Raw genomic sequence first — 24,616 nt, 5'->3', positions numbered from 1 at the left:
GCCACAGACGCACAGTTGTACCAGAAATTGGCAATGCCCAGAATAAAACCACATTGCCATCAAGACATGCACATGGACGCCGGCCCCGGGCCGACCAAGGAGAACGCTACGATGTCCGCGCCACTGGTTTATCACCACACGCCTCCTGCCCTCTTGCCTCTGTACGGCCGGGCACTGCTGCCGAAATCCGGAACGAACAACCCGGAAGCGGTGCAGATTCCAAGACTGGAGGCCAGCCTCCTGGGCGTTACCACGGACACCCCTGCACTCCGTGATTATCTGAAAATCTGCAGTTTTCATCCGGGAACCCGGCTGCCTGTGACCTGGCCGCATATCCTGGCGTTCCCCCTGCATCTGAAACTGCTGACCGAACCCGCATTCCCGCTGCCGTTGCTGGGCCTGGTGCATCTGAGAAACAGCATCACCCAGCATCGCCCTCTGGCCGCAGGCGAAAACCTGGACCTCAGGGTTATCCTGGGCAACCAGCAACGCACCGACCGGGGCCTGGAATTTGACCTGGTGACGGAAGCGAGGGCCTCAGGGCGCCTGGTCTGGGAGGAAGTCAGCACCAACCTGTTCCGGATGGCCAACGGACACAGTAAAGCCGGCTCAAAACCGAAACCGGAGCTGGAAACCTATCCATTCTCCGAAGCGATCAAGGCCCCGGAAAACCTGGGCCGGCAATACGCCAAAGTCTCGGGGGATCGAAACCCGATCCACATGCACGCCCTGAGCGCCAGAGCCTTCGGCTTTCCACGGGCCATTGCCCATGGCATGTGGAGCAAAGCACGGGCATTGGCGCTGCTGGAGAATCAGAAGGGCTGGAAGGATGGCCCTGTGCGGGCCAGTTGCCAGTTCAAGAAACCCCTGCTGCTGCCGGGAAACGCGATGCTGAACTGGCAGACAGGAGAGGATGGCTGGGATTTCCAGTTACTGAATGCGAAAGGCGATGCCCCGCATCTGACCGGGCGCATCGACTGGCTGTAGCGCTTATTCCTCCGGAGCGCAGAGCCCTCCTTCGGCTCCGGAAACAGGCAGGGTGAACCAGAAACAAGCGCCGCCGTCGTCCGGTCGTTCGTATCCGATTTCGCCGCCCTGGGCCTGAATCAGGGAGCGGCAGGTGGCCAATCCGATACCCATACCCTCGTCCTTGGTGGTATGAAACGGATGAAACAGTTTCTCTTCGGCCTCTTCGGCGACTCCGATGCCATGGTCCCGCACCTGAACCCGGACACAGTGGTCGCCACAACGGCGGGCACTCACTTCAACCGGCGTTGCCGCGCCGGCACTGCGGGTGGCTTCCAGGGCATTGCGTATCAGGTTCAGGGCGACCTGCTGCACCTGTATGGGGTCGGCCAGCACATCCGGCAGCGAATCCTCTACCTGTACCTCGATGCCACCTTCGTTGTTGCGCATGTCGACTTCGGCAAACTGGCGGGTATCCTCCAGCAAACCGGGAACCGAGAGTATTTCCTTACCGGTGGCGGGTTTTTTCATGAATCGCCGGATCCGGCGGATGATTTCGCTGGCGCGATGGGACTGAGCCTCGACCTTGTCCAGGGTTTCCTGCAGCAAACCCAGGTCGGGTTGCTCCTTGCCCATCATACGCTTGGCCACTCGGGCGTAATTGGTGATTGCCGTCAGTGGCTGATTGACTTCATGGGCAAATCCCGCCGCCATCTCGCCCATGGTGCTCAAACGGGAGGTGTGGGCCAGCTGATCCCGCTGCTCCTGAACCATGGCCCGGGCATCCTCCAGTGCCTGCTCGTTTTCCAGCTCGGTAGTGATATCCCGGAACACCACCACCGCGCCGTGGAGTTCTTCGTCATCCAGCTTTGGCGTTGAGCGATACTCCGCGGGGAAACCGGAACCGTCGGCCCGTAGCATACGGATATCGCGCTGGTTCTCGGCCACGCCTTGCCGGCAGGTAGCCATTACCGGCAGGTTGTCTTCCGAATCTGACGCGGTGGAAAAATGCAGATCAAAAAAGCTCTTGCCGATCAGGTCTTCAACCGGGCAGCCCATGATCATGCCCGCAGCGGGATTGGCGAATTCAATGATGCCATTCTCGTCGAGGCCGTAGATGCCCTCGCTGATGGAATTGAGAATCCGGGCCTGATCACCCTGGAGTTCGCGGTTCCGGGCCTGCAATTCACGCTCAAGGCGAATCACCTGGGCATGGGTTTTCACCCGCGCAATCACTTCCTGGGACTGAAACGGCTTGGAAATGTAATCCGCGCCGCCAAGAGAAAAACCTTTTACCTTGGCCTGCAGATCATCCAGTGCCGACAGAAACACCACCGCGCAGTCGGCCGTTTGCGGGTCGGCTTTCAGGCGCTCGCAGACCTCATAGCCGTCCATTTCCGGCATCATGATATCCAGAAGGATGACTTCAGGGTGGTGTCGGTGGGCAAGGTCCAGTGCTTTCTCGCCTTCGTTGGCGATCAGCAAACGGTAGCCTTTGTCTTTCAGGGTCTCGTAGAGGACCTTCAGGTTCTGCGGGTTGTCGTCCACCAACAGAACCGTCACCTCGGAGTTCTCACTGACAGTTTCAGTCATAGAAATACGGCCGGTTAAAAACGTTCGGACATGATGACGGTGCCGGCCGTCCTAGTCGATAAGGTCCTTTACGGACAGGACCATACGTACCAGATGGGCCAGGGAATGGGTGCCCATTTTGTGCATTACGCGGGAACGGTGAATCTCCACGGTACGCTGGCTGATTTCCAACTCAATGGCGATGACCTTGTTGGCCTGGCCGGCAATCATGCGGTCCATGATTTCCCGCTCGCGGGGCGTCAGGCTCTTCACCCGGCGGATGATTTCCTGTTTTTCGTCCAGGGATTTACGCTGTTCCTGATCCTGCTCCAGGGCCGCCTCGATCTTCTCCAGCAGAGCCTCTTCACGGTAGGGCTTCTGGATGAAATCCACGGCGCCCTCTTTCATGGCGTCCACCGCCATCGGCACATCGCCATGGCCGGTCACAAAGATAATGGGCAGGATCGAATGCTTGTCGTTAAGCTTCTTCTGAAGCTCCATGCCATCCATCCCGGGCATACGGATATCCAGCACGATGCAGCCGGCCATCTTGTCGGAATAGTCCTTCAGAAAGGCATTGGCGCTTTCGTAGGTTTTCACCGGCTTGCTATCGGATTTCAACAACAACTCCAGTGAATCACGAACGGCTTCATCGTCCTCTACCACGTACACAGTTTGCTGGATCTCAGTCATGGATCTGTACTCTCCTGTCCGTTTTATTATGGTGCCGGTCAGTGAATGGACGGATCTTTATGATCGTCCCGGGCGTGCTCCTGCCGCTCATGCTCGCGCATTTTTTCGAGCCGTTGCTGAATAATGCCAAAAACACTCTGCTTGGGGTACCTGCCTTTCTCATCGGCTTTGCCCGCCGGCTTGCCCAGTAACAGTGTAATCGCCTCTTCCACCCGGGCAACCGGGTACACGGCAAACCGCCCTGCCCGGGCCGCCTGCACCACTTCGCTGTCCAACATCAGGTTCTGGACATTGGTGGTTGGAATGATGACACCCTGGCTGCCGGTCAGACCACCTTTAAGCTCACAGGTGGCATAGAAGCCTTCCACCTTTTCGTTCACACCACCAATCGGCTGAACCTCGCCAAACTGATTAACAGAGCCGGTAATGGCCAGATCCTGCCGCACCGGAATGCCGGACAAGGCCGAAATCAGCGCACAGAGTTCCGCCAACGAGGCACTGTCGCCATCCACCTCGCCATAGTTCTGCTCAAAGGTCAGGCTGGCAGACAGGTGCATGGGATCGTTCACGGCAAAATGAGAGGCCAGCCAGGAACTCAGAATCATCACGCCCTTGGAGTGGATATTGCCTCCCAGCTTCACATCGCGCTCAATGTCCATGACTCCGCCATCTCCATAGTAGCAGCTTGCGGTCACACGATTGGACAAACCAAACTCGAAGCCACCGGTGGACAATACCGAAAGCGCGTTTACCTGACCTACGCAGGTGCCCGTGGTGGTCACCAGAGTGGAACCGTCCCGGATGGAATCATAGAACTGATCACGGATGCGACTGCTGCGGTAACGGGCGCTCTCCAGCGCACGTTCCACATGTACCTCAGAAATCAGCTTGGCACCAGCCTGGCGGGCCCAGAAATCCGACTCTCGCAACAGGTTGGCGATGTCGGCGGCATGCAACGACAGCCTGTCCTGATGGTCAGCCATGCGGGCACTATGCTCGATAATGCGAGCCACCGCCTTGTTGGTGCAATGCAACAGCTTCTTCTCAACCACAAGGCTGGAGATGAACTTGGCGTACAGCAACTGGCTCTCTTCGGTGCGGTACATCTCGTTTTCGAAATCCGCCGTTACCCGGAACAGCTCGGCAAACTCGGAATCGTATTCCTGCAGCAGCATCCAGGTTTCCCGATCGCCGAACAACACAATCTTGACGTTCAGGGGAACCGCCTCCGGCTCGATGGAAATGGTACCGGACAGGGTCAGCTCCCGCTCCAGGGAGTTGATCTGGATCGATTTTGATCGCAATGCGCGCTTCAGACCATCCCATACGAACGGCTGCTCCAGCACCTTGATGGCGTCCATCAGCAGATAGCCACCGTTGGCCCGGTGCAGGCTTCCGGCCCGAATCAGAGAGAAGTCGGTAAAGACCGTGCCCTTGTAGGTCACGTTTTCCACATAGCCGAACAGATTGTGATAGGTGGGATTATCTTCCACCACCACCGGTACTTCATTGGTTTTCTGATGCACCAGCACATTGATGAGGTAGCGCCGGGGCATTCTCTTGTCCAGTGCGGCCCAGGCAATGGCAGCCTGCTCCTCGTCGTCTTCCAGGAAAATATCCAGGTTATCCACCAGGTCTTTGCGAACCGCCTCCAGGTAAGTAACCACATCGGGCTGTTCACGGTATTTCTCCACCAGCTCGTCAATCTGATGGCCGGAGATACCCTCCAGGGTCTCCTGGTTCAGAGCCTGCTGTTTGTCGGCATATTCCTGTTCCCAGTCCGCCATTTTCCGCAACGCCTGGCGCAACTTCTTCTCAAGCTTGTTGATCGAGTCCTCAAACTTGTCCCGCTGCTCCTCGGTCAGAGCCTGGAAACTTTCCGCGGTGTGAGGCTCGTCGCCGTTCATGGCGACCAGGCGATAGCCACCGGGGGTGGTTACCGTCAGGCTTACCTTTTTCCGCTTGGCCTGGGCAGCCACTTTGGCCAGCTCATCTTCCTGCCTCTTGCCGTAATCATTCTTCAACTGCTCCGAGCGTTCCAGAAAGCTGTCGCTGTCAAAAGTCTGGGGGATCGTTTTCACCAGCCGGGTCATCAGCTTTTCCATGTCCTGCTTCAGCTGGGTCCCCATACCTCCCGGCAGCTGCAACAGCTTGGGATTACGCGGTTCCTCGAAGTTGGCGACATAACACCAGTCATGGCTTTGCTGCAGCGTGTCCACATGATGCTCAAGGTAACGCAGCATCATGGTTCGCTTGCCCAGCCCATTCCGACCCACGGCATAGACGTTGTAGCCGCCATGGGGCATGGCCAGGGCAAAGCGCACGGCCTCCTGGGCACGGTTCTGGCCCACGATTTCGGCCAGGGGCTCAAGTTGCCTTGTGGTCTTGAATGGCAGGTCTTTGAGGACGCAGGCTTTATACAGCTGATGCAGGGGCAGAGACTTCAAATTGGCTTCCCGTAACGGTCAGTTTTGTCGGATTTCAGGCCCGCCATTGTAGTGCCTGGGGCCGGGTCTGTCGCGTACCTCGTCCGGTTTTATCGAAAGGGGCCAGAGCCGACCGCAAGTGCCAACTTGGTCACAAATCCGGCCGTGGTCATTTTTCATGCAAGCCGTCGATTACTACACTTCATCTCCCGGACGGAATCCGGCCACAACAAGTACAAGACACGTGATGACTGAAAACATGACGAATAATTCCGCAGATCGCCGCATCAAGGATCGTTTTCCGGCGTCCTGCCTGAGGGTTCAACTTCGTGAGCGCGGTTTCTTCGGCCGTGGCAAACAGCCTGTGGCAGTTACCTGCCTGGACATGAACCGCTATGGTATGGCGGTTCTCTGCCCACGACCGGTGGATGTAGGTGTGCGACTGTTTCTTGATATCGAGGGCAAGTACATCAGTGAATCCCGGGTCGGAGCCCGGGTTATCGCCTGCCAGCCCTACCAGGCGGGATATCGGGTCAGTCTGCAGTTTGCCTATTGCCTGGACAAAAATGCCTACTCACGAACGATGGACAACGCACTGTCCCGTATTGAAGGCTTCTACAACCGCTACGCCAGTTGATCAAATCAGGCCGGCGTCAAGGCTGGCCGCCACTGCCATACCCAACTCGTAACACTGCTCTTCAAACTCGGGCCGGAATTCACCCCGGCATACCAGTGCATCCTGCACCAGCTTCCAGCGCAGCCCTGTGGTTATGGTCTCAATAGCTCGGCGGGTCCCGGTACCATCATGGCCGGCACGGATATAAAAGGCAAAAGGCAGGCCCTGGGTTTTCTCCAGGCAGGGATAGTAGCTGCGGTCGAAAAAGTCTTTCAGGGCGCCAGACATGTAGCCGAGGTTTTCCGTGGTGCCCAGGATGATGGCGTCGCATGCGAGGATGTCTTCGGGGCCAGCTTCGAGAGGCGCCTTTACCACCACCTCTACCGCTTCGATGTCCGGATTACGAGCGCCATTTTCGATGGCGCTCCGTAATCTCAGGGTATTCGGAGACGGGGCATGAGCCACAATCAGCAGTCGCTTCATGTCACGCCTCCCTATCTTTCTCTTTTTAGAATTTATAGCAGTTCGCCATTGGCTTCAGCAGGAGCCTCCGCCGTCTCTTTCTTGACCGGCTTGGGCATCAGCTTGTCACGCACTTTAGCCTCGATTTCATTGGCGATATCCAGGTTCTCTTCCAGGAACTTACAAGCGTTTGCTTTGCCCTGGCCGATCTTGTCGCCGTTATAGGCGTACCAGGCACCGGACTTGTCCACAAAGCCTTCTTTCACGCCCATGTCGAGCACTTCCGCCATGTGGTAGATGCCCTTACCGTACATGATCTGGAATTCTGCCTGCCGGAACGGCGGCGATACCTTGTTCTTGACGACTTTTACGCGGGTTTCGTTGCCCACCACTTCGTCGCCGTCTTTCACCGAACCGATACGGCGAATATCAAGGCGCACAGAGGAGTAGAATTTCAGGGCGTTACCACCGGTGGTAGTCTCGGGGCTACCGAACATAACGCCAATCTTCATACGGATCTGGTTGATGAACACCATCAGGCAATTGGCGTGCTTCACATTACCGGTAAGCTTGCGCAGTGCCTGTGACATCAGGCGAGCCTGAAGACCCACGTGGCTGTCGCCCATTTCGCCTTCAATTTCCGCTTTCGGGGTCAGCGCCGCAACCGAATCGACAATGATCACGTCCACCGCGTTCGAGCGCACGAGCATGTCGGCGATTTCCAGCGCCTGCTCACCGGTATCCGGCTGGGAAACCAGCAGCTCATCAACGTTAACACCCAGCTTTTCCGCATAAACCGGGTCCAGAGCGTGCTCGGCATCCACAAAGGCACAGGTTTTACCCTGTTTTTGCGCTTCCGCGATAACCTGCAAAGTCAGCGTGGTTTTACCGGAGCTCTCCGGGCCGTAAATCTCAACGATCCGACCGTAAGGAAGACCACCAATACCCAGAGCAACATCCAGCCCAAGAGAGCCGGTGGATACGGCAGGAATCGCCTCACGGGGCTGGTCGCCCATCTTCATTACGGCACCTTTACCGAACTGGCGTTCGATCTGGCTCAACGCTGCGCCGAGTGCTTTCTTGCGGTTATCTTCCATTCTTGCAAACCCTCGTTACCAGGGCCGCTCAACCTTGTCGGCCAATGCGGCAGAATCCGGAGAAAACCTGAATAGCCATCCAGTTTTTTCCTGTATATTTGAACAGTATTAAAACATATGGCCAGAAGGAGACCAACCCCCGGAAAGGTGAAAATCCTCACAGGGTTTCGACAAATCCGGTAACTCCTTCTAATACATACAAAACCGACTGCCGGCGCACCTGATCCCGATCGCCATCGAAATGCGCTACCCGGGCTTCGATGTTGCCAGCCCGGCTGCCCCAGGCAAACCAGACCGTACCAACCGGCTTGTCTGCACTACCCCCACCCGGCCCGGCAACACCGCTGATAGCGACGGCAATATCCACGCCTGTGGCACGTATGGCACCTGTCACCATCTGTCGCACCACCGGTTCACTGACCGCCCCGCACTGCTCCAGAGTATCAGCCTGTACGCCAAGGATGGCCTGCTTGGCGGCGTTACTGTAGGTCACCAGACCCGCCATAATATAGGCGGACGACCCCGCCCGGTCAGTCAGCACCTTGGCCACCCAGCCACCGGTGCAGCTTTCAGCGGTGGCGATGGTCATCCCCTTACGCTCAAGCGCCACCGCCAGCGCGTCACCAGCCTTGGCCAATTGTCCGTCGGTCACATTCATACGGTTCTCCCGTTTCCTGTAATGCCCGTCGCCAGTCTCAGGCTCCGGGAAAACTGTCAACAAATCCGCGATCAATGCGGTCTTTCCACTTCCAGACCCAGGCCCCCGAAAACGTCAAAGGGCCATAACTACCAATCGCCGTGCAGTCTCCCGCCGCCAACAGGTACAACGAAAACCTTCGCGGATAGAAACGCGCCAACGGTTTACCCGATATCGCAGCAGCAAGATTACGGGCCAGTATCGGCCCGGCACGAACCGCGTGTACCCCGGAACGGTCCAGCCTTTGGTCAACCCGGCTACAGGTATCTCCGGCCACAAACACATTGTGGTGAGACGTACTGCGATGGCTGGCGTCTACCCTGACAAAACCGGCTTCGTCTACGGCCAGGCCGCTGGCTCCCAGAAAGGGCAGAGCCCTGCCACCGGTAGATACCAGAACCGCATCGGCCCGCATTCGTCGCCCACCGGCCAACCGAACCCCGTCAACCACCGGCTCTCCATACTCCTCAACAATCTCGACACCGCAGCGCATCAGCGCCCGCCGCACCAGGCGGCGAAAGCGGGGACGAAAGCCCGGTACCACACCATTGCTGCCGGCCACCAGAACAACGCCCGCCTGGTCGCAATCCGCTGATCGCCGGGCCAGGGCCATAGCGATCTCCGCACCTCCTGCGCCTCCACCAAGAACAACAATACGCGGGCGCGCTCTGGCGCGCAGTGATCGCTCGGTTGCCGGCCAGTCTTCAGCAAATCGTTCGACGGGCTTAACACCGAGGATCATGCTGTCCGGCTCGTTCAGCACGGCACTGTCACTGGCCGATCCAACATCGACAGAAAGCAGATCGTAGGGCACCCCTTCACCACTTGCCAACACGACCTCCTGCTCGGCTGCCCGCAATTCAACAGCCCGATCGAGCACCAGCCTGCCACCGGCGGCGATCACCGTGGGCCCGACCAGGACACGACACTGATCGAAGCGATAGTGCCCGGCCAGCCAGCCCGGGATCATCCCGGAGTAGTACTGCCACCGGGACGGTGACACTAGCACCAACTCAGTCTCCGGCAACGGATCGCGCGCGAACTGACGCAACGCCACCATGTGAGCGTGGCCGGCACCCAGCAAAACCAGTCGCTTCATATTCTCATCTCTCGCCTGCCATGCTCACCATCCCGAGCTCTGATATGCTCCTCTCAGGAGGTCACCAAAATCCATGTTGCGACACCCAATACGCGAAGAAGATCCCCGGCTCGCAATCATCGTCCCCGTTCTCAACGAGATTGACGGTATCGAACCACTGCTGAGCCACCTGGAAATCTGGCGTCAGCGGGGCGCCGAAATCATTGTGGTGGATGGCGGCAGCGACGACAAATCGGACAGTCTCATTGAAGCAAGGGGGTTTCCCCTGATTCGCTCTGCCCGCGGACGCGCAACCCAGATGAATGCTGGAGCACGAAGCAGCCAATCGCCTTTCCTGATATTCCTGCACTCGGACACCCGGCTGCCGGAGCATGCGGACACGCAAGTGATGACTCACCTGGCACGCTCAGAAACCAGCTGGGGCCGTTTTGATGTTTGTATCGACGGCCGCTCCCGCCTGTTGCCGATCGTTGGCGCCATGATGAATCTGCGCTCGAGACTGACCGGCATCGCCACGGGCGATCAGGCCCTGTTTATGACTCGAACCCTGTTCGAGCAGGTCGGAGGGTTTCCGGAACAACCACTGATGGAAGATGTGGAAATCTGCAAACGCCTGAAACACATCACGCCCCCGGTGTGTCTGAGGGACAGAGTGGTCACCTCCGGCCGGCGCTGGGATCAGCGCGGCGGCTGGCGGACGATCTGTTTAATGTGGCAGTTGCGCTGGGCCTATTGGCGCGGCGTTCCCGCAGACCAACTGGCAGTCCGTTACCGATGAACCAGACACGCATTATTGTTATCGCCAAAGAACCCCGGCCCGGGAAGGTAAAAACCCGTCTGATCCCGGCGCTGGGTGAGGCCGGTGCCGCCCGGCTGGCAGACCGCATGCTGCGGCACACTCTGGCGCAGGCCCTCGACGCCAGTATCGGCCCGGTGGAGCTCTGTGTCAGCCCGGATCCTGCGGCAGAATACTGGCAACAGTTGGACCCTGGTGACCGAGCCATCCTGTCTTCCCAGGCTGAAGGTGACCTGGGCCATCGCATGGCGGAAGCGGCCAGGCATGCCCTGACAGCCGGCTTACCGGTGATCCTGATCGGAACGGACTGCCCGGATCTTGACGCCAACCGACTGAAGCAAATGGCCGGCGACCTCCTGAACCACGATGCCTGCCTGTGCCCGGTCGCCGACGGCGGCTATGCCCTGCTGGGGCTCCGGCGTTTCAGCCCGACCCTCTTCACGGATATACCCTGGAGTACCGAGCAGGTGGCCGCCATCACCCGACAGCGTCTGGCGGCCCTGGGGTGGCGCCTGGCGGAGAGCGAAACCCTGAACGACGTCGACGAGCCGGCTGACCTGCAAAGGCTGGCGACAGACTATCCCGGACTGATGATGCCCTGAGTGACTGACCGGCTGCCGACACCTCCGGACCATGGTACCATCGCGGGTTTTGGTATCCCGAACGGCGTGCCACCACCCTTGCCGATGTTTACCCGGAAGAATTGAGGAACTATGACGGACCTGTCCAAGCACACCCCGATGATGCAGCAGTACCTGAAAATCAAGGGAGAACACCCGAACGAGATGGTGTTCTACCGCATGGGGGACTTCTACGAGCTGTTTTACGACGACGCTAAAAAAGCCGCAGAGTTGCTGGACATTACCCTGACCGCACGTGGCCAGTCCGGAGGTAATCCGATTCCCATGGCAGGGGTACCCTTCCATTCGGCCGAAGGCTACATTGCCCGCATGGTTCGCGCGGGCCAGTCCATCGCTATCTGCGAGCAGATTGGTGATCCTGCCACTAGCAAGGGCCCGGTGGAACGCAAGGTCGTGCGCATTGTCACTCCCGGTACACTGAGTGACGAGGCGTTTCTGGAAGACCGCCGCGATAACCTGCTGGCAGCCATCTACCATCACAAAGAGCAGTTCGGCTTTGCCTCTCTGGATATTTCCAGTGGCCGGTTCGCGGTGTCGGAACTGGAGAGCCTTGAAGCCCTGCAGGGTGAGCTTCAGCGCCTGCGACCCGCTGAGATCCTGATCAGCGAGGATTTTCCCTATACCGACATCCTTGAGGGTTTCACCGGCGTACGCCGTCAGGGCCCCTGGCTGTTTGAATCGGACACCGCCCTCCGGGTGATCACCCAGCAGTTGCAGGTACGCGATCTCACCGGCTTTGGCTGCGAAGACCTGACCCTGGCCGTTTGCGCTGCAGGCTGCCTGTTGCAATACGCCAAGGAGACCCAGCGCACGGCGCTGCCGCATATCCGCAAACTGACCCGCGAACGCCGGGAAGACGCCGTGATACTGGATGCCGCCAGCCGCCGTAATCTGGAAATCGACACCAACCTGATGGGTGGCCAACAACACACCCTGGCCTGGGTGATGGACCGCACCGCCACTGCCATGGGAGCCCGGGAGCTCCGACGCTGGCTGAATCGTCCACTTCGGGATGTTGAGCGCGTGCGCCAGCGCCAGCAGGCAGTATCTGCGCTGCTGGACGGTTTCCACTATGAGCCGGTGCACGATCTACTGAAACGGGTGGGTGATATCGAACGGATTCTGGCCCGGGTTGCCCTGCGTTCTGCCCGCCCCAGGGACCTTGCGCGCCTGCGCGACGCTTTTCATGCCCTGCCAGAACTGCAGGAGGCACTGAAACCGGTCAACTCACACCATATCGTGAAGCTGGCCACCGTCATCGGTGAATACCCGGAACTGGCCGACCTGCTGGAACGCGCCATCATCGACAACCCGCCGGTGGTAATTCGTGATGGCGGTGTGATTGCCGAAGGCTTCGACGAAGAATTGGATGAACTCCGCAACATCAGTGAAAACGCCGGCCAGTATCTGCTGGATGTGGAAACCCGGGAGCGTGAACGCACCGGCATTTCCACCCTGAAAGTGGGCTACAACCGGGTGCATGGTTACTACATCGAAATCAGCCGGGCGCAGTCTGACCAGGCACCCGTGGACTATATCCGCCGCCAGACCCTGAAAAACGCCGAACGCTTCATCACCCCGGAACTGAAAGAGTTTGAGGACAAGGCACTGAGCGCCAAAAGCCGTGCCCTGGCCCGGGAAAAAGGCCTGTACGACGACGTCCTGGAAACCGTGGCCGAACAGCTGGCCCCGCTGCAGGACGCCGCCCAGGCCCTGGCCGAACTCGACGTGCTGAGCAACTTCGCCGAACGAGCCACGTCCCTGCGCTTCACCGCGCCGGAATTTACCGACCAGCCAGGATTTGATGTGGAGGAAGGTCGGCACCCGGTGGTGGAGCAGCTGCTCGACGAGCCGTTTGTGCCCAACAACCTGTTGATGGATACCAAACGCCGCATGCTGGTGATCACCGGCCCGAACATGGGCGGTAAGTCCACCTACATGCGCCAGGCCGCCCTGATTGCCCTGCTGGCCTACACCGGCAGTTTCGTGCCCGCCAACCGCGCCGTGCTTGGCCCGGTGGACAGGATCTTCACTCGCATGGGCTCCTCGGATGACATAGCCGGTGGCCGCTCCACCTTCATGGTGGAAATGACCGAAACCGCCAATATCCTGCACAATGCCACCGAACACAGCCTGGTGTTGATGGATGAAGTGGGCCGCGGCACCAGCACCTTCGACGGCCTGTCGCTGGCCTGGGCCACGGCTGAGCACCTGGCAAAGAACATCCGGTGTTACACCCTGTTCGCCACCCACTACTTCGAGCTGACCCAGTTGGCCGATGACCTCGAACATGCGGTTAACGTGCACCTGACCGCCACCGAGCACGACGACTCCATCGTGTTTCTGCACAATGTGCACGATGGCCCGGCAAGCCAGAGTTACGGGCTGCAGGTGGCAAAACTGGCCGGGGTACCCCAGGATGTGATCCGCAACGCCAAAACCCAGCTGGCACATCTGGAAGGCCTGGAAGCAGGCAGCAACCCGTCGCCGGCACCCGCGAGCGTTAATGAGCCGAAACCGGCTGCACCATCTGCTACAAAGACCGCCAGTGTGGACGCAGTGTACCAGGGCGATATGTTTGCCATGGCCGAGCCGAGCGTGGTGGAACAGGCCCTGGAAAAGCTCGATCTGGACGGCATTACCCCAAGAGACGCGCTGAACCAACTTTATGAACTCAAGGGGTTACTGGCAAAATAACAGCATTCTGCGCCAAACTTGATCTGGGTAATAACGATATAGCAGGCCAACGCTTGCGGCAGTGTGGGGGGCTCCCTACAATATCGCTCCAAATTATAAACGGGGCCGGGTAACTGACAGGCTCCTGATGAGACTGAATCTTCTACGAACCAGGGATCTGACTATGGCGTTTATCGTTACTGATAACTGCATCAAGTGTAAATACACCGACTGCGTGGAAGTCTGCCCCGTGGACTGCTTCTACGAAGGCCCCAACTTTCTGGTGATCGACCCGGACGAGTGCATTGACTGCGCCCTGTGCGAGCCAGAGTGCCCGGCCGAGGCAATCTTCTCGGAAGACGAGCTACCGGCAGGCCAGGAAGCCTTTGTTGAAATCAACGCAGAGCTGGCCGGCAAGTGGCCCAACATCACTGAAAAGAAAGACCCGCTGCCAGATGCCGAAGAGTGGGACGGTAAGCCCGACAAACTCAAGTACCTGGAGCGCTGAGACCAGGCCGCGCGCAAACAAAAAGGCCGGAGGCATCACCTCCGGCCTTTTTTGTGTTTGGCCCTGATGCGTTTCAGCCAGCGGCCGCCAGCAGCTTTTTCGTCGCCGCCGAACGATAGAACGGTTCCAGCCTGCGCCGCAACAACGCCTCCAGATAGCCCTCCTGCCGGAGCAGATCCACCAGCGGCAAGCCCACCGCTTCAAGTTCTGTGACAATCACTTCCCGCGTGACGCCGATATCCGCGAGCAGGTTCATCACTGGTTGGTTACCATAGCGGGCATACAATCCCTCCACTACTGCCTGAACACAGCCCTCAAAATACGGTGTCTGGCGGAAATGCAGCCAGAAGTCATAGCCCAGCACCACAAATTCCTGCAGCTGAACATCACCCAGTCCGTCCTGCAGATCCTCGATGGTTCGGTCTTCGAGAGACACCCAGGCCGCCATGACTGTGTCACGCAGTTCGTCATCACTCAAAGCCTTGTGCAGGAACTGCTCACTTCGGGCAATCAGGCTCGGCAGGCTGTCCGAAAGCCAGGCCTTGATGCGGCGTTCAAAGGTCTCATCCAGCCCCGGCACGGCCTTGTTAGCCATTTTCTTGCCGAATTTCATCATCGAGCCCACCCCGGGTACTGAGCGGGTAATCAGATTATCCTCGTAGAGGTAGTTCACCAGGCCGTGATAGACCACATTCGACACCAGCTCCTGATAAACCGGGTGCGCCATAATCTCACTGATCACCCGTTCCCGCTGGTGGCGCAACTCCAGGGCTTCCTCAACAAACGCACTGGCCTGCTCCCGGGACAGAATATCGCCCAGCCTGGTCTGGCTCTGAACCGGGGCCTTCAACACTTCGGTTGCCAGGTCCGCTGCCAGCTCCGGAATGCCGGCATCCAGCTCCATGCTCACCACCACTCGCCGGATCAGGCCCATAATCTGCTCGGCACTGACCACGCGTTCCAGGGTCACGCTATTGGCATACTCCAGCAGTTCGTCCACTTCCTGATGCAGGAACTTTTTCAGTTTGGCGCCTTTCAGGGCATTCAGCTCGTGCCGAACGTGGGCTTCAAGTAATTGGTCCGCCAGGGTTGAGGTGGTCTCGGTCATAAGCCTGTTTTCCTTTGCCAGGTTTTCTTGTCTGGCAAAGAGGCTAACACGTTCCGGGGTAAGGCGGGTTTGCCCGAACTACACCTTCAGGCGTGATACAGGGCCAGTCTGGCGACCGGCCCGTTCGATTTACTGAAAATCACTGAACTCGTGAGGCTCGGCTGCCAAAGCCAGGCAGATACTGCCCGGCCCCACATAAATGGCACTGGTAATGCCCATCTGGGACAACAACAGCTCAACGCCGTTCTGCTCGCAGGCGTCGCGAAGCCGATTCAGGCCCGGCAGATCCTCGATTTCGGTCCAGCTCAGGCCACAGGAAAGGCTGACATACGGCGTCAGCAAACCAGCTTCCACCCGGGCGACCGCGTAATTCATCACCTTCTCTACAGCCATGTCGAAGTTACGGGTCTTGGCAACCGGTTTGCCTTCCACACCCTGCCCGAAAATCACCGGGATGATGTTCAGCGCCTTACCCAGGAAAGCCGCCACCGCAGACACGCTTTTGTCCCCTCGGCGCCGGGCGCGTTCACGGATGTAATGCAGATCCCGGGGAATGACACAGGTGTAGATTTTGTCGGTGAAGGTTTCCACTTCATGGCGAAGCGCATTCTTCGATACTTTCTGGCCAATCAGCTTCAGCGTGTGAGCCGCCAGCAGCCCCTGGCCGGCAAAGATCTGTTTGCTGTCGATCACCCGCATGGAAAACTTACCATCCCGGCCTGCAGCCTTGCGCGCCTCTTCATAATGCGCCATCACAGAGTTCATGGCTTCAGATGCGTTCTGGTAAATCAGGCTCCGGCTGCGGGTTACGGTTTCGCAGATGGCGACATCAAATTCGGTGACAATTTTTTCCATGAAAAGATCATGAATCTGCTCGGCGCTGAACGCCTCCGTTTCCGCCTGGTGCCCCTTATCGAGCAGGCCGCTCTGATAGAACTCCTGAGTACGGACAGGATCGTGGTTATCGATGTAGGTCTGGCCATCAATAATGGCCGTGACGGGCAGCACAAACAGGTCGTGTTTGCGGGCGAATTCATAGGGTAGATCACAGGCGCTATCAACGATCAGACCAACTCGCATGCTGAATGTCTCCGGGTTCGGGCGCGTCCTCTGGCGGGTACGCCCTTTCTTATGATTATTTTGCAGCGCCCCAGTGTTACACAGGCTGATGAAAATTTCAGCAACCCGGGAACCGGATCAGGCTTCCAGCTCCCTCAGATTGGCTTCCAGCAAACCGCGATTGTCCTGCTGCCACGGATGAAAATCCCGCCGGAAATAGGCCAGAAAATCCGGCAGGCACTTGCGCAGAACCCCCGGCTTGCCCCACAGGAAATTCAGCCCGCCCAACCAGGTTCTCAGGCTCCAGAGCTTGCCGTCGGTTTTCAGAAGGCTGCAGGTATTAAGGAAGGTGTAGCGGAAGAAATTCCAGGTTACGAACAGGAACACGATCCGGCGAAGCTTGTCGTTGCCAATACAGGCACGGTATACGTCGAAAGCCACCGACTTGTGTTCGGTTTCCTCAATGGCATGCCAGCGCCACAGCCTCTTCATGGTTGGAGTCGCCCCTTCCATCCACTCCGGGTGACTGAGAATTGCGTTGGCCAGAACGGCCGTGTAGTGCTCAGCACCACAAGTCCCGGCCAGCTGCCGACTCGGCGGCAGGCGCCCGACCCACTCCATATGTTTGCGGAACCGTTCGTCCAGGGCATCAATATCGTAGCCCCGGGCTTTCAGAGCCTCGTTGTATTCCTTGTGCTCGCGGCTATGCAGAGCCTCCTGGCCGATAAAGCCCTTGATCTCCTCCTTCAACTTGGGATCGGTAATCTGATCCCGGTAGAGCCGGACTGCGTTGATAAACTGTTGCTCGCCATCCGGAAACTGCAGGGACAAGGCATTGAAAAAGGCCGTTCGAAAGGCATCGTTACCATGCCAGAGCGTTCTCAGTTCGGTACGAACATCAAACCGCAGGTGCCGGGGTTTGACCGTGACACCATCGGGGGTGGAGCTGATCGTCATGGCAGCCTCCTGTGGTCTGTTTGTTGTTATCGGGAGTTTGACTGCGGATGATTTTTAATCAACGGGATCAGTTTACCCCCACGTAACTGCAAACCGGAAGGCATACCTCAAGAAAAAAAGACGCTTTGTCACAATATGACAACTTGTCAGAAATCCGAACAGAAACAAAAAAGGGAGGCGCTCAGGCCTCCCAAGGACACACAGTGGGTAGATGCCGCCGCCGAACACGGCGGCATCAGGTTCAGTGCTCGTTGACCGGCTCCGCGCCCGGTGCTTCCGGGTCGGGGGTAAAGCCGAGAATATGAGTGCGCTCGATCAGGAAGTACAACACCGCACCAGTGGCCAGGCCCCAGCCCGCGCCGTAAACCGCGAGTACTACGCCCATCGTGCCAGCAATACCACGTTCAGTGTTGTTTTCCAGTTGCTCCAGGCCCACCATCAGACAGATGTAGCCAGTCAGCAGCAGTGTCAGCGACAGGGCAATCGGCAGCACCGGCTGGAAGAAGCTCACGAGCGGCAGCACAAACAGTGCGATGAAGCCTGTAATCCAGAAGGTGCCACCACCGCTGTAGATGGAATCCATGGCATTACGGCCATACTTGTAGCGCTCGGCCATGGTGGCGGTCACCGCCGTCCAGATCGGGCCAGCCAGGCCAGGGTAAGGCGCGAAGAATGCGTGGCCGCCATTACGGATAGCGGTCACCAGGTGCACGCGGTCCACGCTGTTGTCGATGTCTTCGTCTTTGCGCAGGTGGTCGACACGGTTCATCAGGGACTGACCAACCACGATGTCACCGAAGGCAATGACGTAGGCAATGACTGCGGTCGGAATCGCATACAGGAATACATTCAGATCCGGGAAACCAACACTAAACGGCAGGTAGTTCCACAACTGGTCGAACGCTGGCTTGGTGATCCCCCACTCAACATTCGGCACATCGTATTCGCCGGTGGCAAAGCCCACCAGAATGGCCACCACCATGCCCGGCACCATGCCGTAGTTGGCAATCTTGCGGGCCAGCACGTTCTTGTCGACAAAGCCTTTGAACGAGACGGAGAACATCAGATACAGACACACCAGGCCACCCACGATCAGGGAGATCGGCGTGTTGGCCAGGCGGCCGCCGGCCTCGATTTCACCCATCAATGCCGCAATACCGGCACCGATAATGATGCCGCCCTTCATAGAGCGCGGGATCCAGTTAACCAGTTTACTGCCCAGCCGGGTCACGCCCAGAATCAGGAAGATCAGGAACACCAGGAACTGCAATGCAAACAGCGCCTGGATGGCCTCAGGACCGGGTTCATAATCGGAAAGGAACAGCAGCACCACCGGAATACCCGGGGTAATCCAGCCGGGCACCAGAGGCACACCCAGCAAGGCTGGCAGCATAAAGCCGATACCGCAGATCACCACGTAAGCAAGGGCCACATCGTAGGGAACACCGAGATATTTTTCCAGCAGCGGAATCATGGCCAGACTGACCACAAACATGATCAACGCCTGCACCATCTCCGCGAATTCCCAGCGGTAATGCACAAACGGAAGACGAACCTTGAAGGGACCAGCAGGCCAGTACGGCTGCTCTTCACCATTTTTTCTGTGGAACATTTGCATAAAGAAACCTCCAGACACCGTGTTTCAGGCGCCAGCCAGTGTTGTTTTTGTGGAGAGGTATGGCTGCGCCGGCAGGCGCAGCCGTTAAAGGATTCAGTTCAGGTCTTTGGCCTGGTCCCTCAGTACGAACTTCTGGATCTTGCCGGTTGAGGTTTTCGGCAGCTCCGTGAAGACCACGGTCTTGGGCACCTTGAAGCGGGCCAGGTGCTCGCGGCAGAAGTTGATGATGTCGTCTTCAGACACATCCCCGGCTTCCGGCTTCAGGGTGATGAAGGCACAGGGGGTTTCGCCCCACTTCTCATCAGGCCGGGCAACCACCGCCGCTTCCAGTACGGCCGGATGGCGATAGAGGGTATCTTCCACCTCGATGGTGGAGATGTTCTCGCCACCTGAGATGATGATGTCCTTCAGGCGATCCTTGATTTCCATGTAGCCGTCTTCGTGCCACACCGCCAGGTCGCCAGTGTGGAACCAGCCACCACGGAACGCCTCTTCCGTGGCGGTCGGGTTTTTCAGGTACCCCTTCATCACGGTGTTACCACGCAGGAAGATCTCACCGATGGTTTTGCCGTCCTTGGGGACTGGCTGCATGGTGTTGGGATCAGCCACCATGGTGCCGCCCAGCGTGTGGTAACGCACACCCTGGCGGGCTTTGATCTTGGCGCGATCATGCAGAGGCAGCTCGTCCCACTCGGATTTCCAGGCACACACAGTGACCGGTCCATAGACTTCGGTCAGGCCATACACGTGCGTAACCTTGATGCCCATTTCTTCGATGGAGCCAATCACCTGGGCAGGGGGCGCAGCGCCGGCAGTCATGGACTTCACTTCGTGGTCGATGCCCGCCTTGGCTTCCGGTGAGGCATTCAGCAAGGCATTGAGGACGATCGGGGCACCACACATGTGGGTAACCTGATGGTCACGAATCAGCTGCAGAATCTTCTCCGGGTCTACCCGGCGCAGGCACACGTGGGTACCGGCCATGGCAGTAATGGTCCAGGGGAAACACCAGCCATTGCAGTGAAACATCGGCAGCGTCCACAGGTACACCGGGTGCATGTCCATGGACCACACCGTCTGGTTGCCCAGCGCGTTGATGTAGGCACCGCGGTGGTGGTACACCACGCCTTTGGGATTACCGGTAGTGCCGGAGGTGTAGTTCAGGGAAATGGCATCCCACTCATTTTCCGGGAAACTCCACTGGAACTGCGGGTCCCCTTCCTGCAGGAAGGCCTCGTAATCCAGGTCGCTGACCTGAACGCCCTCACCATACTCAGGGTCATCCACGTCAATCACCAGCGGCTTGTGCTCCAGATGGCGCACCGCATCCTTGATCACCTGACCGAACTCCCGGTCAGCAATCACCACCTTGGCTTCGCCATGCTCCAGCATGAAGGCGATGGCTTCGGCATCCAGGCGAACGTTCAGGGTATTGAGCACGGCACCGATCATAGGGATGCCGAAATGGCACTCCACCATGGCCGGAATGTTCGGCAGCATCACGGCAACGGTGTCGCCCCGGCCGATTCCACGGCCTTTCAGGGCAGATGCCAGGCGCAGACAGCGGTCGTAGGTTTCAGCCCAGGTGCGGCGGATAGCACCGTGGATGATGGCCGGGTAATCCGGATACACACTGGCCGTGCGCTCGATAAAATCTATGGGGGATTGAACAGCGTAGTTCGCGTCCCGGGGCTCTAGGCCCTGGTCAAAAATCGACGTCATTGGCGTGGTCCTCTAACTCGGATGTTGTTCTTATGGCGTATTCAGAAGAATCGCTAAAGCAGCTATACTCAGCATTGCCGAAAATGGTAGACCACAGCAAAACTACTAGAAACTCTACCATGGTATTATGGGAATACTTCTATAAAACATGACAGATCCCAACAATTCTCGACAAATCAATCTCCTACTGGACAGCGACCCGCAACCCACGCTGATTCTGGCAGCCGACGCAACGGTATCCGACTACAACCGTGCCACCCGTGAGTTGCTCACTATCAGTAAAGCACCTACACCAGATGCTTTGTTACCGGTAAACACTCAGGCGCTGGTGCAGGCGGCCATCGGCCAGGGCCGGGCCATTGAGGATGTGGAGTCACGGTTCAGTGATCGAATCGTTCTGTGGAGCTTTATTCCCCTGCCAGAGGGCACGCAGGTTCTGGTGCGCGGGCGTGATGCCACCAACGACATTCGGGATCAGGAGCAGGCGGTCCGCTCCAACCGGCTTTACCGCCTGATCACTGAAAACACCACCGACCTGATCTCCCGGCATGCCCCGGATGGCCGTTTTATCGACGCCACGCCCGCCTCCTGGCGGCTGCTGGGATACTGGCCCGAAGAGCTGCGCGGCAAAGCCCTGGAAGACGTTTTCCAGGGGGAGAATCTGGCCGAAGAGCTGGCACAAACCCGCCACCGCCTGCGGGAAGACGGCTACGCCACCCTCACTCTGGAACTCCATCACCGGGACGGCAGCCGCCGCTGGTTCGAAATTGCCAGCCGGGCCATCCGCGAGACATACACCGGTGCCGTAGTCGAAGTGATCAGTGTCTCCCGTGATATTACGGCCCGGGTAGAATCGGAAGAGCAGAACCGCCGACTGGCAGACGAGCTGGCCCATACCGCCCGCCTGGCCACCCTGGGCGAGCTCGCCTCGAGCATTGCTCATGAAATGAACCAGCCGCTGGCCTCCATCGTCAATTTCGCCAGCGCCAGCCAGCGTTTTCTCAAGGAAGCGGACAAACATCCGGACCGTCTGCTGAAAGTGGACGACGGTCTGCAGAAGATCGTACATCATGCCAACCGGGCCTCAGAAGTCATCAAACGGCTACGAGCTTTCCTGCGCAAAGGCCAGAAGCGCATGGCACCGGTCTCGCTCAATGCCGTTATCAGCGACGTGGTGAAACTGTGCCAGTGGGAAGCTGAAAAAAACGGGGTCCGGTTACAGGAGTATCTGGCCGCCGATTCTCCCGTGATTACCGCAGACCCGGTTCTGCTGGAGCAGGTGTTGATCAACCTGGTCCGTAACGGCATAGAAGCCAATGTCGAAGCCCGTGGCGAAACCGGCCGGCTGTCCCATATCGTGGTGACCACCTGCATCAACGATCAGCGCGAAACCCTGATCCAGGTCACCGACGAGGGCACGGGCCTGGATGACGAAGGCATACGCCAGATGTTTCAGCCGTTTTTCACCAGCAAACCCAAAGGCCTGGGGCTCGGGCTTTCCATGAGCCGTTCGATTATCGAAGGTTTTGGCGGCTTTCTCGACGCCATACCCGCCGAAACCGGCGGGCTGTCATTGATCTGTCGATTCCCGCCTAACCAGCACCGACTCGCCCCAAATCGCACCGCAGATTTCGCACATCCGCCAGGAGAAAAACCCTGATGCCAGACACGCACAACACGGTCTACGTGGTCGACGACGACGCCGGCATGCTTGAATCCACCCAGTGGCTACTGGAATCAGTGGGGCTGAAGGTGAAAGCCTACAGTGATGGCCGCCAGTTTCTGGATGCGGTGGAAGACCAGCGCCCTGGCTGCGTGGTTCTGGATATCCGTATGCCGGGGCTGGGGGGGTTGAACGTACAGGAAGAGTTGCAGAAACGAGGCCTGGACGTGCCGATCATCTTTGTTTCCGGCCACGCCGACGTGCCCATTGTGGTACGGGCCTTCAAGTCCGGGGCTTTTGACTTCATCGAAAAACCATTCAACGAACAATTGTTGCTGGACAGTGTGCAACAAGCCCTTCAGGACGCCGACGATCCTGTACCAAACGCAACGCCTGCTGCCAGTACCGAAGCATTGATTGCCAGCATGACCCGCCGGGAAAAGGATGTATTCCTGCCCCTGGCCCAGGGTTACACCAGCAAGGAAATTGCCGAGCAACTGGATGTCAGCGTCAAGACCATCGACCTGTACCGGGCCCGGGTGATGAAGCGCCTTGGTGCCGAGCGCCTGCCAGACGTGACCGGCCTGGCCATTGCCGCGGGTCTGTTGAACCCGCTCGAACTCAGGCAGCCCGCTCAGCCAGAATGACGCTGGACTTCGTGGGCCAGGGAGCCAAGTCGTATCACCGCGGTCTCCAGCCGGTCTGTCCAGGGATTGCCACCGTTCAGTCGCAGGCAGTTCTCGAACTTGTTGGTGGTTGAGAACATCAGCCCCGGTGCCACGTTGATGTTTTCGGCCCGGGCGCGCCGATACACTTCAGTACCGGACACACCGTCCGGCAGCTGCACCCAGAGCACAAACCCTCCCTGTGGCCGGCTGACCGCCGTGCCCTCCGGGAACGACCGGGCCACGGACGAACGCAGCCGTTCGGTCACCTCACGGTAGTGTTGGCGGGCAGCGCGCAAATAACGATCGTAACCACCCTGCTCCAGAAAATGCGCCACCGCCAGCTGAGGAATGGACGAGGTTGCCAGGTTGACAAAATATTTGTGCTGGCGGGCACTGGCCATGTGTCGGCCGGGGATCATCCAGCCCAGTCTCAGGCCCGGTGAAATGGTTTTGGAGAAAGAACTGCAGTAGATCACGTTGTCTGCACGATCAAAAGCCTTGGCGGGCCGCGGGCGCTCACCCGTGTGGTACAGATCGCCATAGATATCGTCTTCAATCAACGGCACATTGGCGGCCGCCAGCATGGCCACCAGTTGTTGCTTGCGCTCGTCCGTCATCCTGGCACCCATAGGATTACTGTGATTCGGCACCACCACGCAGGCTTTCAGAGGCCACTGCTCCAGGGCCAGCTGAAGCCCCTCCAGGCTGATACCATCGGAGGGATGGGTTGGAATCTCAATCACCCGGAGCCCCACCACTTCCAGCGCCTGCAGGATTCCCGGAAAGGAAGGCGATTCCACGGCCACAATGTCGCCGGGCTGGGTGACCGCTCGCAGAGCCAGGATGATGGCCTCCTGGGCACCATTGGTGGCTAGTACATCGTCTGGCGAGATCGGCACGCCGAGGCTCGCCATGCGCTGGGCAATCTGCCGGCGAAAGGATTCCTTGCCGGGGAAGGCGTAGTCCAGGGTTTCCAGGCCCCGCCGGGCAGCCCACAGGGTGCTCTGCTGGATCTGCCGCAGCGGCAGGTAATCCGGGTGTGGTATGGCGGTGGCCAACGGCACCATGCGCTTCTGCTCGTCCGCGCACAGATCCAGTGTCATTTCCCGGGCAGACACCGGCAGCGGCTGGCTGCGTTGTTCCGACATTCTGGGTTCCGGCACGTCCCTGGCAGGCAACCTTACGAAATAGCCACTACGCTCCCTGGCCTGCAGATAGCCACGGGCTTCCAGCGTCTGGTGGGCCTGAAGCACTGTGGAAATGCTGACACCAAACTGACGGCTGAGCACCCGAACCCCGGGCAAACGCTCACCCTCCCGGTAAACGCCATCACGAATCAGCCCCTGCAGCTGATCTGCTACCTGGTTATAAAGCACACCCATGGTCTTCTCCCTGTTTGCAGTGGCCAATCAAGGTCTATTGCAGCAGATCCGGCGCCGATTCAGGCAGTACAGATTGGCTACTTTTCGGCCAGCACAGTTCAGATTATAGATCATCTGTACCGATTCAATGCCTGGTTAACTGAATCTGTTATGGCAATACGGATAAGCGAACAATAAAGCCATCCACTGA

Annotated in this window: 21 protein-coding genes; 8 read left to right on the top strand and 13 right to left on the bottom strand. The window is 58.5% G+C overall.

Annotated features, from left to right (window positions below; all coding sequences use genetic code 11):
• Nucleotides 1-111: 111 nt before the first annotated feature.
• The gene (locus OZ656_RS05865) at nucleotides 112-987 is read left to right on the top strand and encodes a MaoC family dehydratase (protein WP_278349914.1); all 876 of its coding nucleotides are present in this window, start codon (nucleotides 112-114) and stop codon (nucleotides 985-987) included.
• A gap of 3 nt (nucleotides 988-990) precedes the next feature.
• Here the strand turns inward: OZ656_RS05865 and OZ656_RS05860 are convergent, their stop codons facing one another.
• From OZ656_RS05860 to OZ656_RS05850, 3 genes are read right to left on the bottom strand one after another with little or no spacing between them, the layout of a single operon-like run.
• Nucleotides 991-2,559, bottom strand: a complete 1,569-nt coding sequence (locus OZ656_RS05860) for a response regulator (protein ID WP_113878883.1) — start codon at nucleotides 2,557-2,559, stop codon at nucleotides 991-993.
• 51 nt (nucleotides 2,560-2,610) lie between these two features.
• Nucleotides 2,611-3,231 (bottom strand): response regulator FixJ, encoded by a 621-nt coding sequence (gene fixJ / locus OZ656_RS05855; protein WP_014420970.1) that lies wholly within the window; start codon nucleotides 3,229-3,231, stop codon nucleotides 2,611-2,613.
• A 38-nt stretch (nucleotides 3,232-3,269) separates the two neighbouring features.
• Nucleotides 3,270-5,678, bottom strand: coding sequence for a Lon protease family protein (locus OZ656_RS05850; RefSeq protein ID WP_011785551.1), 2,409 nt, complete (start codon nucleotides 5,676-5,678; stop codon nucleotides 3,270-3,272).
• Between the two features lie 238 nt (nucleotides 5,679-5,916).
• Between OZ656_RS05850 and OZ656_RS05845 the strand changes: the two genes are divergently transcribed.
• Nucleotides 5,917-6,294 (top strand): PilZ domain-containing protein, encoded by a 378-nt coding sequence (locus OZ656_RS05845; RefSeq protein ID WP_031210250.1) that lies wholly within the window; start codon nucleotides 5,917-5,919, stop codon nucleotides 6,292-6,294.
• On the opposite strand, the gene OZ656_RS05840 is transcribed toward OZ656_RS05845, so the two are convergent.
• The 4 genes from OZ656_RS05840 to OZ656_RS05825 form a co-directional block, all read right to left on the bottom strand.
• Nucleotides 6,295-6,756 carry a flavodoxin family protein gene (locus OZ656_RS05840; protein WP_014420968.1) on the bottom strand — a complete coding sequence of 154 codons (462 nt, stop codon included), beginning with the start codon at nucleotides 6,754-6,756 and terminating at the stop codon, nucleotides 6,295-6,297.
• Between the two features lie 32 nt (nucleotides 6,757-6,788).
• Nucleotides 6,789-7,832, bottom strand: coding sequence for a recombinase RecA (gene recA, locus OZ656_RS05835; protein ID WP_011785554.1), 1,044 nt, complete (start codon nucleotides 7,830-7,832; stop codon nucleotides 6,789-6,791).
• Nucleotides 7,833-7,989: 157 nt separating this feature from the next.
• Entirely contained in the window at nucleotides 7,990-8,490 is a 501-nt protein-coding gene (locus OZ656_RS05830) for a nicotinamide-nucleotide amidohydrolase family protein (RefSeq protein ID WP_023009325.1), read from the bottom strand.
• A gap of 37 nt (nucleotides 8,491-8,527) precedes the next feature.
• A complete protein-coding gene (locus OZ656_RS05825) occupies nucleotides 8,528-9,628 on the bottom strand; it encodes an FAD-dependent oxidoreductase (RefSeq protein ID WP_278349898.1) in 1,101 nt (366 codons plus the stop codon).
• Between the two features lie 73 nt (nucleotides 9,629-9,701).
• On the opposite strand from OZ656_RS05825, the gene OZ656_RS05820 reads away from it, so the two are divergent.
• The 4 genes from OZ656_RS05820 (at nucleotide 9,702) to fdxA (ending at nucleotide 14,249) form a co-directional block, all read left to right on the top strand.
• Complete coding sequence (locus tag OZ656_RS05820) at nucleotides 9,702-10,406, top strand: TIGR04283 family arsenosugar biosynthesis glycosyltransferase (protein ID WP_023009327.1); 705 nt, start codon at nucleotides 9,702-9,704, stop codon at nucleotides 10,404-10,406.
• Nucleotides 10,403-11,026 (top strand): TIGR04282 family arsenosugar biosynthesis glycosyltransferase, encoded by a 624-nt coding sequence (locus OZ656_RS05815; protein ID WP_023009328.1) that lies wholly within the window; start codon nucleotides 10,403-10,405, stop codon nucleotides 11,024-11,026. Before OZ656_RS05820 ends, OZ656_RS05815 begins: the two co-directional genes overlap by 4 nt.
• Before the next feature lie 111 nt (nucleotides 11,027-11,137).
• On the top strand, nucleotides 11,138-13,762 hold the full coding sequence (gene mutS / locus OZ656_RS05810; RefSeq protein ID WP_183579265.1) for a DNA mismatch repair protein MutS: 2,625 nt from the start codon (nucleotides 11,138-11,140) through the stop codon (nucleotides 13,760-13,762).
• 163 nt (nucleotides 13,763-13,925) lie between these two features.
• On the top strand, nucleotides 13,926-14,249 hold the full coding sequence (gene fdxA / locus OZ656_RS05805) for a ferredoxin FdxA (RefSeq protein ID WP_011785560.1): 324 nt from the start codon (nucleotides 13,926-13,928) through the stop codon (nucleotides 14,247-14,249).
• Nucleotides 14,250-14,322: 73 nt separating this feature from the next.
• On the opposite strand, the gene OZ656_RS05800 is transcribed toward fdxA, so the two are convergent.
• The 5 genes from OZ656_RS05800 to OZ656_RS05780 all read right to left on the bottom strand — a co-directional run bounded on the left by OZ656_RS05800 (nucleotide 14,323) and on the right by OZ656_RS05780 (nucleotide 20,713).
• Nucleotides 14,323-15,357 (bottom strand): hypothetical protein, encoded by a 1,035-nt coding sequence (locus OZ656_RS05800; RefSeq protein WP_011785561.1) that lies wholly within the window; start codon nucleotides 15,355-15,357, stop codon nucleotides 14,323-14,325.
• Between the two features lie 129 nt (nucleotides 15,358-15,486).
• Entirely contained in the window at nucleotides 15,487-16,437 is a 951-nt protein-coding gene (locus OZ656_RS05795) for a DegV family protein (RefSeq protein ID WP_011785562.1), read from the bottom strand.
• A 117-nt stretch (nucleotides 16,438-16,554) separates the two neighbouring features.
• Nucleotides 16,555-17,373 carry a metal-dependent hydrolase gene (locus OZ656_RS05790; RefSeq protein ID WP_011785563.1) on the bottom strand — a complete coding sequence of 273 codons (819 nt, stop codon included), beginning with the start codon at nucleotides 17,371-17,373 and terminating at the stop codon, nucleotides 16,555-16,557.
• 241 nt (nucleotides 17,374-17,614) lie between these two features.
• The gene (locus OZ656_RS05785; RefSeq protein ID WP_014420962.1) at nucleotides 17,615-18,991 is read right to left on the bottom strand and encodes a solute carrier family 23 protein; all 1,377 of its coding nucleotides are present in this window, start codon (nucleotides 18,989-18,991) and stop codon (nucleotides 17,615-17,617) included.
• Between the two features lie 93 nt (nucleotides 18,992-19,084).
• Complete coding sequence (locus tag OZ656_RS05780; protein WP_022990962.1) at nucleotides 19,085-20,713, bottom strand: acyl-CoA synthetase; 1,629 nt, start codon at nucleotides 20,711-20,713, stop codon at nucleotides 19,085-19,087.
• Between the two features lie 148 nt (nucleotides 20,714-20,861).
• Here OZ656_RS05780 and OZ656_RS05775 point away from each other — a divergent pair, with 148 nt between their 5' ends.
• Together OZ656_RS05775 and OZ656_RS05770 are read left to right on the top strand one after the other, a co-directional pair.
• Entirely contained in the window at nucleotides 20,862-22,373 is a 1,512-nt protein-coding gene (locus tag OZ656_RS05775; RefSeq protein WP_222534524.1) for a PAS domain S-box protein, read from the top strand.
• The gene (locus OZ656_RS05770) at nucleotides 22,373-23,023 is read left to right on the top strand and encodes a response regulator transcription factor (protein ID WP_014420959.1); all 651 of its coding nucleotides are present in this window, start codon (nucleotides 22,373-22,375) and stop codon (nucleotides 23,021-23,023) included. Before OZ656_RS05775 ends, OZ656_RS05770 begins: the two co-directional genes overlap by 1 nt.
• Here the strand turns inward: OZ656_RS05770 and OZ656_RS05765 are convergent.
• Nucleotides 23,011-24,426 (bottom strand): PLP-dependent aminotransferase family protein, encoded by a 1,416-nt coding sequence (locus OZ656_RS05765; protein WP_278350137.1) that lies wholly within the window; start codon nucleotides 24,424-24,426, stop codon nucleotides 23,011-23,013. The genes OZ656_RS05770 and OZ656_RS05765 overlap by 13 nt on opposite strands.
• Nucleotides 24,427-24,616 lie beyond the last annotated feature (190 nt).

The sequence above is a fragment of the Marinobacter sp. LM1 genome (assembly GCF_042763285.1).
Taxonomy (GTDB): Bacteria; Pseudomonadota; Gammaproteobacteria; order Pseudomonadales; family Oleiphilaceae; genus Marinobacter; species Marinobacter nauticus.
This window is presented reverse-complemented; position numbering and strand designations above follow the sequence as displayed.

Bases quoted from the DNA above. Each gene is read 5' to 3' on its own strand.
- OZ656_RS05840 (WP_014420968.1), bottom strand. From the start codon at position 6,756: ATGAAGCGACTGCTGATTGTGGCTCATGCCCCGTCTCCGAATACCCTG.
- fdxA (WP_011785560.1), top strand. From the start codon at position 13,926: ATGGCGTTTATCGTTACTGATAACTGCATCAAGTGTAAATACACCGAC.
- OZ656_RS05825 (WP_278349898.1), bottom strand. From the start codon at position 9,628: ATGAAGCGACTGGTTTTGCTGGGTGCCGGCCACGCTCACATGGTGGCG.
- OZ656_RS05790 (WP_011785563.1), bottom strand. From the start codon at position 17,373: ATGACGATCAGCTCCACCCCCGATGGTGTCACGGTCAAACCCCGGCAC.
- OZ656_RS05765 (WP_278350137.1), bottom strand. From the start codon at position 24,426: ATGGGTGTGCTTTATAACCAGGTAGCAGATCAGCTGCAGGGGCTGATT.
- OZ656_RS05860 (WP_113878883.1), bottom strand. From the start codon at position 2,559: ATGACTGAAACTGTCAGTGAGAACTCCGAGGTGACGGTTCTGTTGGTG.
- fixJ (WP_014420970.1), bottom strand. From the start codon at position 3,231: ATGACTGAGATCCAGCAAACTGTGTACGTGGTAGAGGACGATGAAGCC.
- recA (WP_011785554.1), bottom strand. From the start codon at position 7,832: ATGGAAGATAACCGCAAGAAAGCACTCGGCGCAGCGTTGAGCCAGATC.
- OZ656_RS05775 (WP_222534524.1), top strand. From the start codon at position 20,862: ATGACAGATCCCAACAATTCTCGACAAATCAATCTCCTACTGGACAGC.
- OZ656_RS05795 (WP_011785562.1), bottom strand. From the start codon at position 16,437: ATGCGAGTTGGTCTGATCGTTGATAGCGCCTGTGATCTACCCTATGAA.
- OZ656_RS05865 (WP_278349914.1), top strand. From the start codon at position 112: ATGTCCGCGCCACTGGTTTATCACCACACGCCTCCTGCCCTCTTGCCT.
- OZ656_RS05770 (WP_014420959.1), top strand. From the start codon at position 22,373: ATGCCAGACACGCACAACACGGTCTACGTGGTCGACGACGACGCCGGC.
- OZ656_RS05780 (WP_022990962.1), bottom strand. From the start codon at position 20,713: ATGACGTCGATTTTTGACCAGGGCCTAGAGCCCCGGGACGCGAACTAC.
- mutS (WP_183579265.1), top strand. From the start codon at position 11,138: ATGACGGACCTGTCCAAGCACACCCCGATGATGCAGCAGTACCTGAAA.
- OZ656_RS05785 (WP_014420962.1), bottom strand. From the start codon at position 18,991: ATGCAAATGTTCCACAGAAAAAATGGTGAAGAGCAGCCGTACTGGCCT.
- OZ656_RS05820 (WP_023009327.1), top strand. From the start codon at position 9,702: ATGTTGCGACACCCAATACGCGAAGAAGATCCCCGGCTCGCAATCATC.
- OZ656_RS05815 (WP_023009328.1), top strand. From the start codon at position 10,403: ATGAACCAGACACGCATTATTGTTATCGCCAAAGAACCCCGGCCCGGG.
- OZ656_RS05800 (WP_011785561.1), bottom strand. From the start codon at position 15,357: ATGACCGAGACCACCTCAACCCTGGCGGACCAATTACTTGAAGCCCAC.
- OZ656_RS05830 (WP_023009325.1), bottom strand. From the start codon at position 8,490: ATGAATGTGACCGACGGACAATTGGCCAAGGCTGGTGACGCGCTGGCG.
- OZ656_RS05845 (WP_031210250.1), top strand. From the start codon at position 5,917: ATGACGAATAATTCCGCAGATCGCCGCATCAAGGATCGTTTTCCGGCG.